The 11,811-nt window shown below is 72.3% G+C and carries 15 protein-coding genes, 1 tRNA gene and 1 pseudogene; 12 read left to right on the top strand and 5 right to left on the bottom strand.

Translation table 11 applies throughout. From position 1 onward, the window contains the following. The 4 genes from GUI43_RS32125 to GUI43_RS32110 all read left to right on the top strand — a co-directional run. A partial coding sequence (locus tag GUI43_RS32125) for an alpha-ketoacid dehydrogenase subunit beta (RefSeq protein ID WP_283016245.1) occupies window positions 1–1,117 on the top strand: 1,117 nt, incomplete at its 5' end. A 113-nt stretch (window positions 1,118–1,230) separates the two neighbouring features. Beyond that, window positions 1,231–1,668: a DUF3052 domain-containing protein gene (locus GUI43_RS32120; protein ID WP_030330240.1), complete on the top strand. Its 438-nt coding sequence runs from the start codon at window positions 1,231–1,233 to the stop codon at window positions 1,666–1,668. 88 nt (window positions 1,669–1,756) lie between these two features. Further along, window positions 1,757–2,221: a peroxiredoxin gene (locus GUI43_RS32115; RefSeq protein WP_112601473.1), complete on the top strand. Its 465-nt coding sequence runs from the start codon at window positions 1,757–1,759 to the stop codon at window positions 2,219–2,221. 76 nt (window positions 2,222–2,297) lie between these two features. Then, a tRNA-Val gene (locus tag GUI43_RS32110) sits at window positions 2,298–2,369 on the top strand. 31 nt (window positions 2,370–2,400) lie between these two features. Here GUI43_RS32110 and GUI43_RS32105 read toward each other — a convergent pair. After that, window positions 2,401–2,988 (bottom strand): TetR/AcrR family transcriptional regulator, encoded by a 588-nt coding sequence (locus GUI43_RS32105; RefSeq protein WP_112700555.1) that lies wholly within the window; start codon window positions 2,986–2,988, stop codon window positions 2,401–2,403. 85 nt (window positions 2,989–3,073) lie between these two features. Between GUI43_RS32105 and GUI43_RS32100 the strand changes: the two genes are divergently transcribed. From GUI43_RS32100 to GUI43_RS32090, 3 genes are all read left to right on the top strand, one after another. Continuing rightward, window positions 3,074–3,490, top strand: coding sequence for a nuclear transport factor 2 family protein (locus GUI43_RS32100; RefSeq protein ID WP_112582597.1), 417 nt, complete (start codon window positions 3,074–3,076; stop codon window positions 3,488–3,490). Then, a complete protein-coding gene (locus tag GUI43_RS32095; RefSeq protein WP_112582598.1) occupies window positions 3,487–3,690 on the top strand; it encodes a heavy-metal-associated domain-containing protein in 204 nt (67 codons plus the stop codon). Before GUI43_RS32100 ends, GUI43_RS32095 begins: the two co-directional genes overlap by 4 nt. A gap of 115 nt (window positions 3,691–3,805) precedes the next feature. After that, window positions 3,806–4,354 (top strand): hypothetical protein, encoded by a 549-nt coding sequence (locus tag GUI43_RS32090; RefSeq protein ID WP_112582599.1) that lies wholly within the window; start codon window positions 3,806–3,808, stop codon window positions 4,352–4,354. Between the two features lie 92 nt (window positions 4,355–4,446). On the opposite strand, the gene GUI43_RS32085 is transcribed toward GUI43_RS32090, so the two are convergent. Further along, window positions 4,447–5,190 carry an SDR family NAD(P)-dependent oxidoreductase gene (locus tag GUI43_RS32085; RefSeq protein ID WP_112582600.1) on the bottom strand — a complete coding sequence of 248 codons (744 nt, stop codon included), beginning with the start codon at window positions 5,188–5,190 and terminating at the stop codon, window positions 4,447–4,449. A gap of 236 nt (window positions 5,191–5,426) precedes the next feature. Here GUI43_RS32085 and GUI43_RS32080 point away from each other — a divergent pair, with 236 nt between their 5' ends. After that, window positions 5,427–6,056 (top strand): HAD-IA family hydrolase, encoded by a 630-nt coding sequence (locus GUI43_RS32080; RefSeq protein WP_112700557.1) that lies wholly within the window; start codon window positions 5,427–5,429, stop codon window positions 6,054–6,056. 6 nt (window positions 6,057–6,062) lie between these two features. Here GUI43_RS32080 and GUI43_RS32075 read toward each other — a convergent pair whose 3' ends face one another. Then, window positions 6,063–7,355 carry a glycosyltransferase gene (locus GUI43_RS32075; RefSeq protein ID WP_112700553.1) on the bottom strand — a complete coding sequence of 431 codons (1,293 nt, stop codon included), beginning with the start codon at window positions 7,353–7,355 and terminating at the stop codon, window positions 6,063–6,065. A 123-nt stretch (window positions 7,356–7,478) separates the two neighbouring features. Between GUI43_RS32075 and GUI43_RS32070 the strand changes: the two genes are divergently transcribed. Both GUI43_RS32070 and GUI43_RS32065 read left to right on the top strand, forming a co-directional pair. Further along, window positions 7,479–7,958 carry a GNAT family N-acetyltransferase gene (locus GUI43_RS32070; protein ID WP_112582602.1) on the top strand — a complete coding sequence of 160 codons (480 nt, stop codon included), beginning with the start codon at window positions 7,479–7,481 and terminating at the stop codon, window positions 7,956–7,958. 93 nt (window positions 7,959–8,051) lie between these two features. Continuing rightward, the gene (locus GUI43_RS32065) at window positions 8,052–9,194 is read left to right on the top strand and encodes a polysaccharide pyruvyl transferase family protein (RefSeq protein WP_112582603.1); all 1,143 of its coding nucleotides are present in this window, start codon (window positions 8,052–8,054) and stop codon (window positions 9,192–9,194) included. Window positions 9,195–9,202: 8 nt separating this feature from the next. Here GUI43_RS32065 and GUI43_RS32060 read toward each other — a convergent pair whose 3' ends face one another. After that, window positions 9,203–9,409, bottom strand: a complete 207-nt coding sequence (locus GUI43_RS32060; RefSeq protein ID WP_030488784.1) for a DUF8847 domain-containing protein — start codon at window positions 9,407–9,409, stop codon at window positions 9,203–9,205. Window positions 9,410–9,491: 82 nt separating this feature from the next. Here GUI43_RS32060 and GUI43_RS32055 point away from each other — a divergent pair, with 82 nt between their 5' ends. Then, window positions 9,492–10,010, top strand: coding sequence for a DinB family protein (locus GUI43_RS32055; protein WP_112700551.1), 519 nt, complete (start codon window positions 9,492–9,494; stop codon window positions 10,008–10,010). 28 nt (window positions 10,011–10,038) lie between these two features. On the opposite strand, the gene GUI43_RS32050 is transcribed toward GUI43_RS32055, so the two are convergent. Then, entirely contained in the window at window positions 10,039–10,911 is an 873-nt protein-coding gene (locus GUI43_RS32050; protein ID WP_112700549.1) for a carbohydrate kinase family protein, read from the bottom strand. Between the two features lie 185 nt (window positions 10,912–11,096). On the opposite strand from GUI43_RS32050, the pseudogene GUI43_RS32045 reads away from it, so the two are divergent. Next, window positions 11,097–11,811 (top strand): annotated as a pseudogene (locus GUI43_RS32045) (ATP-dependent helicase); the annotation flags it as partial.

Raw genomic sequence — 11,811 nt, 5'->3', positions numbered from 1 at the left:
GGTGGCCGACGCCGCGGCGCGGGCCAGCGGGCCGGGCGCGGGCGCGCGGGCGGAGGCGTTCGGCGGCAAGCCGCCGGAGCTGGCCGGGCCGATGACCCTGGCGCAGAGCATCAACGCCGCGCTCGCCGACGGGATGCTCGACCACCCGCAGATGGCGCTCTTCGGTGAGGACGTGGCCGCCAAGGGCGGCGTGTACGGGGTGACGAAGGGGCTGCGCGACCGGTTCGGGGCCGCCCGGGTCTTCGACACCCTGCTCGACGAGACGTCGGTGCTCGGGCTGGGCCTCGGTGCCGGGCTGGCCGGGATGCTGCCGGTGCCGGAGATCCAGTACCTGGCGTACCTGCACAACGCCGAGGACCAGCTGCGCGGTGAGGCGGCCACCATGCGGTTCTTCTCGCAGGGGGCGTTCCGCAACCCGATGGTGGTGCGGGTGGCGGGCCTGGCGTACCAGGAGGGGTTCGGCGGGCACTTCCACAACGACAACTCGGTGGCCGTACTCCGGGATGTGCCCGGTCTGGTGGTCGCGGTGCCGGCGCGGCCGGACGACGCCGCGCCCATGCTGCGGACCTGTCTGGCGAGCGCGGCGGTGGACGGCAGTGTCTGCGTGTTCCTGGAACCGATCGCGCTCTACCACACCCGCGACCTGTACGCGGAGGGTGACGGGGAGTGGCTGGCCGGCTATCCGGAGCCGGGTGGGTGGGTGGCCGGCCACGTGCCGATCGGGCGGGCCCGGGTCTACCGGGTCGGCTCGGCGGACGACCTCACCATCATCACCTTCGGTAACGGGGTGCGGATGTCGCTGCGGGCCGCGGCCGTCCTCGCCGAGGAGGGGGTCGGCACCCGCGTGGTGGATCTGCGCTGGCTGGCTCCGCTGCCGGTGGCCGACATCATCCGGGAGTCCTCGGCGACCGGCCGGGTGCTGGTGGTGGACGAGACGCGCCGCTCCGGCGGGGTCGGCGAGGGCGTGATCGCCGCGCTGGTCGACGCCGGATATGTCGGTGCCGCACGTCGAGTGGCGGGAGTTGACTCGTTTGTACCATTAGGTCCGGCAGCACGTCACGTACTGGTCTCCGCGGAAGCCATTACCGACGGTGCCCGTACGCTGCTGGCACGGTAAATTCCGTTCCACCCGGTGCGCCACTTGCGCGCAGACCAACAACTGTGTGGACTTTGCCTGACGGCCGTCGCACCGACGCCGCGAGCAGGGACGAGATGAGGAGGCACGCGACAGTGAGCGCGACCGCTGGTCAGGCCGCCGACGGGGTACGCAGCCTGGCGGACCGGTTCGGAATCGAACCGGGGATGGTCGTCATGGAGATGGGGTACGACGATGACGTCGACCAGGATCTCCGAGACGCCCTGACCGACCGCTGTGGAGATCTGGTCGACGAGGACACCGACGAGGTGGTCGACGCGGTGCTGGTCTGGTACCGGGACGGCGACGGCGACCTTTTCGAGCTGCTCGTCGATGCCCTCGGCCCGCTGGCCGACAACGGCGTCGTGTGGCTGCTCACCCCGAAGGCGGGGCGCGAGGGGCACGTCGAGCCGAGTGAGGTCGCGGAGTCCGCGCCCACGGCCGGCCTTCAGCAGACCTCGACCGTCAACGCCGGCCGGGACTGGAGCGGCGCCCGTCTGGTGCTCCGTCGAGGGGCCAAGGCCAAGAAGTAACCAGCGCCGCTCCGCTCGCCCGACGGTCCGCCCACCGCCGGGTAGCAGGCTGGTGCCGTCACCCCGACTCGACGCGAGGAGAGTTCGCATGCCCATCGAGGTTGGTGCCGAAGCACCCGACTTCGTGCTCAAGGACCAGAACAACCAGGAGGTGCGTCTCTCGGACTTCCGGGGCAGGCGCGTCGTCCTGCTGGTCTTCTACCCGCTCGCTTTCACCGGCACTTGCCAGGGCGAGTTGGGCGAGGTGCGCGACAACCTCGGCGAGTACGTGAACGACGACGTCCAGGTGCTGACCATCAGCGTCGACTCGGCCTACAGCCACAAGATCTGGGCCGACCGCGAGGGCTACCAGTTCCCCATGCTGGCCGACTTCTGGCCGCACGGCGCCGTCGCCCAGGCGTACGGGGTCTTCAACGACGTGGCCGGCTTCGCCAACCGGGGCACCTTCGTCATCGACAGGACCGGCGTGGTCCGCTTCGCCGAGATGAACGGCCCGGGTGAGGCCCGCGACCAGCAGGGCTGGCGCAAGGCCATCGCAGAAGCGACCAACTGACCGGGGTACGCCGTGCGCCCGGGTCGGTGGCGGGCAGGTAAGCTTGCCAGCCACCGGCCCGCCACACGGGCGATCCGGGCGCGTAGCTCAGTGGGAGAGCACCCGCCTTACAAGCGGGGGGTCGCAGGTTCGAAACCTGCCGCGCCCACCCTTCATCACCAACGAAACCGTCCCGAGAGTCAGTTCCCGGGGCGGAGCACTCGGAGCAGGGCGGTACGCAGCGCTTGGGCCGCCTCGGCGCGGGTCATCCGGCCGGCGTCGACCTCCTCGCCTGCGGCGTGGCCGATCTTGATCGTGATCGCGGCGAGCCAGTCGGCGGGGAGTCCTCTGTCGAACTCGCCGCTCGCCTGACCGCGCTGGATTACCTGCTCTATCCGTTTGGCGACCGGGGCGTGGCGGGCCACGTCGATGTCGGGGCTCACCGGGAGTGCCGCGATCTGCTGGACCAGGACCGGATAGCGCGATGCGATCTGGGCGCCGGCCTCGAGCACCCGGATCAGCGCGTCCGCGGCGGCACCGGTGTCCGGCTCGGCGGCGTCCATCGCGGCGACGGCGTCGTCGGTGATCCGGTCGACGATGGCGGCCATCAGGTGCTCGCGGGACGGAAAGTGGGCGTAGACGGTCTGCCGGGTCAGCCCTGCGTCGGTGGCGATGGCGTCGAGGCTGGCATCGGGCTGCGCGTCGAGTAGCCGGATTGCCGCATCGAGGATCGCGCTGTAGTTGCGGCGGGCGTCGGCGCGACGGTTGCGCTCCGCTGAACGGTTCATCTCTTACACCTTGCCAAAGTTCTCGGAGATAGATATTTTACGAGTTGTAAAGGTTCGGCGGAGATCACTAGTTGATGGTGGTGAGATGGGCGCGCTCGATGACACCGATCCGAAGGAGTTCATCACCGACTTCTTCACCTCCTTCATGAGTGACCTGGTTCGCGGTGACGAGGATCCGGCGGTGATCGTCGATCGGTACCACACGCCCGACATTCTGCAGGTCGCCGACGGCCACCTGATGGACCGCGCCAAGCTCATCGCGCACACCCGCCCGGCGCGCAAGCACCAGACCGGCGCCCGGTGGGAGGTGCACGAGGCGATAGCGGACGGGGACCGGATCGCCGCCCGCTACACCCTGCACTTCCAGACCTCCAAGCGCGAGGGCAGTGTGGACGTCCACTTCTTCGGGCAGTTCGCTGACGACGGGCGGATGCGCCGGGCGCACATGCTCACCCGTTCCGTGCCCGTCGAGGTGAGCGACCGGGGGCGGGTGTCGACATGACCGTCAGCACCTATCGCGTGATCGGCATGGCCTGTGGGCACTGCGCAGGCTTCGTCACCGAGGAGATCGAGCGAATCCCCGGCGTCACCGCCGTGGCGGTGGACGTCGAACACGACACCGTCACGGTGAACAGCGACCGCCTCCTCGACCTCGTCGAAGTGCGGGCCGCAGTCGAGGAAGCCGGCTACGAACTGCACTGACACCTACCTGCGGGCGACGCTCGGCCCGTCGTCGATCTCCCTGGGTGGGGTGCTTCCTTCACCAGAGAAGACCCGCCTCGGCGGAGCCCGGAGTGAGTCACGCCATGATGGGCGGGTGCAGGACACCGTCGCCGTCGCGTTGATCACCTCTCTGTCCACCCTGGCCGCCGCCGCCCTGACCGGGCTGGTCGGCGCACTCAGCACCCGTCGGCAACTGGCTCACCAGCTCACCGTCGCCCGGCAGGAGAGTGCCGAGCGCCGGGCGACGCGTCGGGATGAGCTGCGGCGGGACGCGTACGTCGGGTTCCTGAGCGCCTGCGACCAGGCGTACCGGCAGTTGGACCGGCGGTGGCTGGACGTCGGTGGGGGCGTGCCAATGCCCGGCTACGACGAGGCGTACGCAGCGATGCGCACGGTGGACGAGGCGTACAACCTGGTGTTGCTGGAGGGCCCGGCGGAGGTCGCGGCGGCCGGCCGGGCCGTGTTGACCAGCCTCACCACGGAGTACGCCGACCAGCGCCGACTCGGTGACGAGTCGGGCGACGGGAGCGCGCCGCTGCGCGACCGGCACCGGGAGCGCTGGCTCGCGGCGATCGAGGTACGGACGAAGCGCCGGATCTCGTTCGTCGACACGGTACGCCCGGTGCTGGGTCACCCCGCCTGACGAGCCGGCGTTCCTGACCCACCGCGCCGTAGCGCCTGCCGATCGTTGAGGCCGGGCGGCGTCGGATGGCGCGTCGACGCCGCCCGGGCTCCTCAGCTGGTGAAGCCGCCGTCCACGTTGACCACCGCACCGGTCACGTAGCCGGCTTCGGCGCTGGCCAGGTGCGCGACGGTGGCCGCGATATCGGCCGGGCGAGCGTACCGGCCGACGGCGGTGAATCCGCTGATCGCCGCCGCGTTCGGTCCGTCCGCCGGGTTGGCGTCGGTGTCCGTCGGACCGGGGTTGACCAAATTGACGGTGATGGCCCGTGGGCCCAGTTCACGGGCCAGGCCCCGGGTCAGCCCGACCAGAGCGGTCTTGCTCATCGCGTAGAGCGTCAGCCCGGGAAAGACCGCCCGCTCACCGACGTTGCTGCCGATGCTGATGATCCGTCCGCCGTCGCCGAGGTGCCGCAGGGCTGCCCGCGCGGCGACGTACGGTGCCCGGATGTTGACCGCGATCGTCTGCTCCATCTCCGCCGAGCCGAGCTCGTCCAGGGCGCCGACCAGGAACACCGCGGCATTGTTCACCAGGATGTCCAGCCGACCCAGTTCAGCGGCTGCCCGGTCGACCGCGCCCCGCACCGCGTCCGGGTCGGCGCCGTCCGCCTGGATCGCCAGCGCTCTGCGGCCCAGCGCCTCGATCTGCTTCACCACGATCGCGGCCCGCGCGGCGTCCTGCCGGTAGGTCAGCGCCACGTCGGCGCCGTCCTGTGCCAGGCGCAGTGCGATACCGGCTCCGATGCCCCGGGAACCCCCGGTCACCAAGGCGACCTTGTCGTTGAGTGTCGTCGTCATGCAAACGATCATCTGGCCGCGCCGCCCTCCCGTCTGGCGGCCATCGGACGTCTCGCTCCGACCTCAAGGTCCGATACCCGCGATCCTCGACGGCCTGCGGACCCGGCGGCCGTCATGATCCGCGCAACTTCACCGATCCTGCTGCCTCACCAGGCGACGAGACAGCGGGATCACCGAAGTTGCGCGGATCTTGCGAGGTGGGGGAGGGTGGGGCGAGCGATTCGGGGAGCGTGGTCGTGGAACTGGCAGGCATTGGCGCGGTGCTGTTCGACATGGATGGCACCCTGGTCGACTCCGACGCCGCCGTCGAGCGGGCCTGGGAGCGGTGGGCCGCCGAGTACGCCGTCGACCCGGCGGCGGCGTTGGCGATCGCGCACGGCAGCCCGGCCGACCGGACAATCCGCCGGCTGCTGCCCGCGCTCGACGAGGTCGCGGTCGCCGCTGCCGCGGCCCGGCAGTTGGCGTTGCAGTACGACGACCTGTCCGACGTGACAGCCACCCCCGGGGCGCACGAGCTACTGAACGCGCTGGCCCGGCTGGCGTTGCAGTGGGCGGTGGTGACCAGCGCCGATCGGCGGCTCGCCGAGGCCCGGCTCGGCGCCGCCGGCATCAAGGCGCCGGTGCTGGTCACGGTGGAGGACGTCAGCGTGGGCAAGCCGGACCCGGAGGGCTATCTGCGGGGCGCGGCGCTGCTGGGCGTACCCGTGGGGCGGTGCCTGGTCGTCGAGGACGCCGAGGTGGGCCTGCGGGCCGGGCGGGCGGCCGGGGCGATGACCGCCGCGCTGAAGGGCCTCGACGGCGACCTGCGCCTGCACGACCTGGCCCAACTGGCGCACCAACTGGAGTCCACGCCGTCGGCACCCTGACCACTGTCAACCAGTGCGCCGTTGAGTCAGGCGAACCGGCGCCGGGCCGACTGGTCGCTCCGACCTGGCCCCCGCGTCACCTCGCCGCGCCTTGCCGATGGCAGTCCCCGCCGTGCCGACGGGCGGCAGCGACGCGTACAGCCTGACCAGTTCGGCCAGGTAGCGCTCCGCGGACCAGTTCGTCGCCGCAGCCCGGCCGTCCCGGATCACGGCCCCGCGTAACTCCCGCTCGGTCAGCAGCCGGGTGAGTAGCGCCCCGAACGCGGCCGGGCTGGGCTCGGCGACCGGTCGGGTGGTGCCGGTGCCGGGCCGCTCGGCGAGCAGAGTGTCCACCATGGCCACCGGCAGTCCGTACGCCTCAGCCTCGGCGAGCACCAGGCCCTGCGTGTCGGTGGTGGAGGCGAATGCGAGCACGTCCGCCGCCCGGTAGTAGCCGCCGACCAGGTGGCGTGGCACCGGACGGAGCAGGTGCAGCGCGCCGGTGACGCCGTACCGGCGGGCCATCCGGCGGACCGCGCGCCGGCGCCGCCGGGCCCCGAGCAGCACCAACCGGGCGGCCGGCAACTCGCGGCGGACCTGGGCGAACGCGGCCAGCAGCAGCTCGGGGTTCTTCTCCGGCGTGGCCCGCCCGACCGCGAGCAGCACCGGCGCGTCCGCCGGGATGCCGAGCCGGGCCCGCAGCCGCCGCCGGTCGTCGGCGTCGGCGTGCGGCGCGGCGGCCGGGGTCGGCAGGACCACGATCGGTGTACGCCCCGCCATCGTCGCCATCATCGCCGCGGTCTTCGCCGAAGGGGCGATGAGGACAGTGGTGTGGGCCAGGAGGGTTCGCCCGAGCGCCGCCAGTCGGGCCTGTCGACCCGGTCCGGGATGAGCGAGCGCCCACAGGTCGCCCGCCCGCCAGCGCAGGCCCAGCCGCAGGCCGGCGTACGCGGCCCCGATCGGGATCTCCGGGTAGTGCGCGGCGTACGCGACGAGGTCGGTGTGCCAGGTCAGCACGGTCGGTACGCCCCGGGTGGCGGCCCAACGCAGGCCGGCGACGCCGAGCGGGCCGGTGGTGTGCACGTGCACCACGTCGACCGGTGCGCTGGGCGCCCGGGGCAGCGCCAACCGGTACGGCCGGGTCGGCACCGACAGCGAGGGCACCTCGCCCGGTCGGCGGCGACACCGGGACAGTGGACCGGGGCAGTGCAGCGCGACCCGGTGCCCGGCGGCGCGCAGCAGCGCCACCGTGGTGCCGACCGAGGTGGCCACCCCCTCCGGGTTGGTGAGGTGGCTGTCGCTGACGTGGGCGATCCGCACGTTGCCATCGTCGCCCGCCCGCGCACCCCCGGCCGTCCCGTCCGCCCCGGGCGGGGAAACGGTTGGCGTGCCCGGGCCGGTTCTGCTGCACTACCCGCTGGCGACGACGAAGGGGGAGACGCTGTGGAGTTGACGCTGACGCCGATGACGGCACAGGAGCTGGACCGCTTGCGGGGGCCACTGGTGCAGGGGTACGCCGAGGACCTGGTGGCGCACCGGGGGATGACCCCGGAGGCGGCCCTGGCACGGTCGGTCGACCAGATCCGGGAGTCGCTGCCGGCGGGCGTGGCCACCGAGAGGGCGTTGCTGCGGGTGGGCCGGGTCGGCGACACCGAGGTCGGCTGGATCTGGGTGACCCTGCCGGCGGCCGCCGCCCCGGACCAGGCGTGGATCCACAACATCGAGGTGCACGAGGAGCATCGGGGACACGGGTACGCGCGGCGGATGATCCAGCTCATCGAGGCCGAACTCGCCCAGCTCGGCGTGCCCGAGCTGGGTCTGAACGTCTTCGGTTCGAACACCGTGGCGATCGGCCTCTACCGCAGTCTGGGCTTCGAGGTCACCTCGCAGCAGATGGCGAAGCGCCTCACCCCGGCGAGCTGAGCCGGCGGCGGCCCAGGGACGGGTCCCCTCGGCAGGACTGTTCACCTGCCCAGCGGGAAACCGGCGCGGACCGCACCTGGGGAGGAGCGACGGATGACGCACGGCGCCGGACTGACCATCGGTGTGCTGGGCTCGTACGGTGGGCGAAACCTCGGCGACGAGGCGATCCTCACCGGCCTGCTCACCGATCTGCGTACGCAGGAACCGAACGCCAGGATCATCGTCTTCTCCAGGAACCCGGAGCACACCAGGGCCGCGCACCCGGACGTCGAAGCGGTGCCCTGGGAGGGCGTGAGCCGTACCGACTCGGCCCTGGTCCTGGCCCAGCTCGACCTGCTCATCCTGGGCGGCGGCGGCATCCTGTACGACCGGGAGGCCCGCCGTTACCTGCGGGTGGTCCGGGTGGCCCAGGAACGCGGCCTGCCGCTGCTCACGTACGCGGTGGGGGTCGGGCCGCTCAGCGACGGGGTTGACACCGGCATGGTCCGGGAAACGCTCTCCAGCGCGACCCAGGTGACAGTCCGGGACCAGGAGTCCCGGATGGTGCTGGAGGAGGCCGGCCTGCTCAACCCGATCACGGTCACCGCGGACCCGGCGTTCCTCCTGCAACCGGAGGAGTTCCCGGCCCACCTGCTGGCCGAGGAGGGCGTGCCGGTCGGTAAGCGCCTCGTCGGGATCAGCGTGCGGGAGCCGGGCCGGGCCGCCGAACGCCTCGACGTGGACGGCTACCACCGGCTGCTGGCCCAGATCGGTGACTTCCTGGTGCACCGGATCGACGCGTACGTGCTGTTCGTACCGATGGAGCGCGACGACATCCGACACTCGCACGGGGTGCTGTCGCACATGGTCGCCGCCGAGCGAGGTCGAATCCTGCACGGCACCTACTCTCCGCAGCAGGTGCTGGGGCTGATGCGCCACTTCGACCTGGCCGTCGGCATGCGCCTGCACTTCCTGATCTTCGCGGCGATGGTCGGTACGCCGTTCCTGCCCCTGCCGTACGCCGGCAAGGTCTTCGACCTGGCCCAACGACTCGGCGTGCCGGCGCTACGCGGCGTGGAGCGGGAGGTCGAGGGGCCGCTGCTGGCCGAGGTCGACCGACTCTGGGACGAGCGGGAGCAACGCGCCGAGGCCACCGCACGACGGGTGGCGGAGGTGTGCGATCAGGCGCGGGGCACCTCGGAGGTCACCCGCGGCGTGTTGGAGAGCCTGCGAAGCCAGACCCTCACCCGGGTCTGAGCGGGCGGTCACACCGCCGGGCCGGTCCACCGGTAGCGCCACTCGCGGGCCTCCTCGCGGGCGGTCTCCAACTCGTAGATCTGCGCGTCGGCCAGCCCACCGGAGCCGAGGTGATGGTGGGTCAGCGGCGGACGGCCGTTGCTGTCCAGTTCGACGGTGATGGTCTGCCCGTCCGCCGTGCCGCCGACGAGAAGGATCTGCACGGATGAAGCCATGCGCCCATCCTGCCCGGCCTGACGTCCGCCCGCAGCGGATAGCGGGGCAGCGGGGCGCCCCGCCCGTGGCTAGGGTCGGCGGATGGAGCAGACGATCGATCCCACGCTCGGTCCGGTGCTCGCCCGCACGGGCGACGAACGCGCCGTCCTGACCTCGTTCCTCGACTTCCACCGGGCCGTGCTGCTGCGCAAACTGCGCGGTCTCTCCGACGCCGACGCCCGACGCCGGCTGGTGCCATCGGCAACCACGCTCGCCGGGCTGGTCAAGCACCTGACAACGGTCGAGCGGAACTGGTTTCCAACCCTGTTGGCCCCCGAGCCCGGCGCCGTCTACCTGACCTCGGAGGAGGACGCAGTCGCCAGCTTCACGCTGAGCGACCAGGAAACCATCGTGGGGCTCACCGACGCGTACGAGCGAGCCTGCGCCCGTAGCCGGGCGGTCGCCGCGAGCATCGACCTCGATCACGTGGTGCCGCACCCGCAGCTCGGTGAGGTGTCGCTGCGGTGGATTCTGGTGCACATGATCGAGGAGACAGCCCGACATGCGGGCCACGCCGACATCCTGCGCGAGCTGACCGACGGTGAGGCCGGCGCGCTCTGAGCCCCGGGTCGGCGCACGCCGTCGGCCGTCAACCGGTGGGCAACAGGCCCGGCGGATACTCCATCCCGTCATGCGTGCAGGCCGCAGCGGCAACCCGTGCCGCGTACCGGGCGGCACGCGCCAGTGGCTCACCGCGCAACCGGGCGGCGATCAGACCGGCCGCGAAGGCGTCGCCCGCCCCGTTGCTGTCCACCACCGGCTTTCCGGGAACGGCGGGCGGTACGGGCACCGTCGTGCCGTCGCCCGGGTACAGCTCGGCGCCGTCCGCGCCGCGGGTCACCACCACCGTCCGGGGCGCCAGCGCGCCGGCGAGCGACGCGTCCCGGTCGCCCAACCGCACCCCGCTCAGCAGAACCAGGTCGGCAACCTCCGCGAACGGCTGATGGTAGGTGTTCTCGCCGTCCCAGTCGTGCAGGTCGGTGGAGAGCGCCACGCCCGTCGGCACGGCAGCCCGCACTGCGGGCAGCAACGGCACCGTCCAGTCCATGATCGAGAGGTGGACGTGCCGGGCGTCGCGGACCAGTGCGGCCAAGTCGGTGGCGGGAAACGGTGGACCACCCTGCCATGGGCGCGGGTCGTACAGCGACGTGCGCCGTCCGCCCGGGTCCACCAGGTTCACCGACCGGCGGGTGCCGCCCCGGTGCTCGGCCAGCAACGCCGGCACCTCGGCCCGGGTCAACGCCGCCCGGACCAGCTCACCGGCCGGATCCGCGCCGAGGGTGTCGACAACCAGTACCCGCAGGCCGAGCGCCCGAGCGGCCAACGCCACCCCGGCGCCGGTGTTGCCGATCCGCAGCTCGATCGGCTCGACGGTGTGGGAATCGGCAGCCGGGAGCGGCAGCGCGGGCACCCGAACCCGTACGTCCACCCCAAGCCCGCCAAGAACCAGCAGATCGACCACAACGCCGACGCTAGCCCGTTGCCGCTCCCACCTCCAGCGCCCCGCGATCTTGTGCTTTCTGCGGCGACAAAAGGTGCACCGCTCGCAGAACACCGACAGGAACTGCAAGATCGCGCAGGTGGGGGGCGTCGGTCTGGTCAGCGGGGCCGCCTATCCTGGGGGCGGGCGGCGACTAGGGGGAGCAGGTGCTGGTCATCCACGGGCTGTGGTTGCCCGGCGGCAGCTCGACCGGCGGCTTCGCCGTCTGGGCCGAGGACAGCGCCGCACCGGTCCCCGCTGCGCGTTCGGGCCGGCCGGCCCGGGAACGCCCGCATCCCTTCGCCGCCGGGCACATCGACCTGGCCGCCGTCCTCGCCGATGCCGCCGAGCCGACCCGGCCGGACACCGCGTTGCTCACCCTGCCCACCCTGGCGGGCGCGCCGACCGACTCACCCGAGTTGATCCGGACCACCGTCGCACCTGCGGCCCGCGGCCGGCTCACAGTGGCCGGGTGGCGGGTCCCCACACTGGTGTACGCCCCGGACGACGCCCTTTCGCTGCTGCAAGCCCTGGACGACATCCCGGCGGTGGCCGGGGCCAGCCTGCGGCACCTCGCCGAGCTGGCCGACTTCGCCGCCGACCTGGTGACCCGTGGCCGCGTCCTCCCCGGCGTGCGCGCGACGGCGGCCTCCCAGACGTCCGGCGCTGGTGCGACGACGGCCGCCCAGACGTCCGGCACTGTCGCGACGGCGGGTGACTGGATGCCCGGCGCTGGCGCGACGACCGCCCCGGACGGTGCCGAGCAGGTGCCCGCGCAGGCGGTCTGGCGTCCGCTGCTGACCGGCACCGACGCCGCCTGGGCGCGCTCGCTGGCGCTGGCCCTGCCACCGGCCGCCCGAGCCGCCGTCCTGCCGCCCGCCA

The organism is Micromonospora noduli (genome assembly GCF_003264365.1).
Taxonomy (GTDB): domain Bacteria; phylum Actinomycetota; class Actinomycetes; order Mycobacteriales; family Micromonosporaceae; genus Micromonospora; species Micromonospora noduli.
The sequence above is the reverse complement of the archived record's forward strand: the minus strand, read 5'-3'. Positions and strand labels throughout refer to the sequence as shown.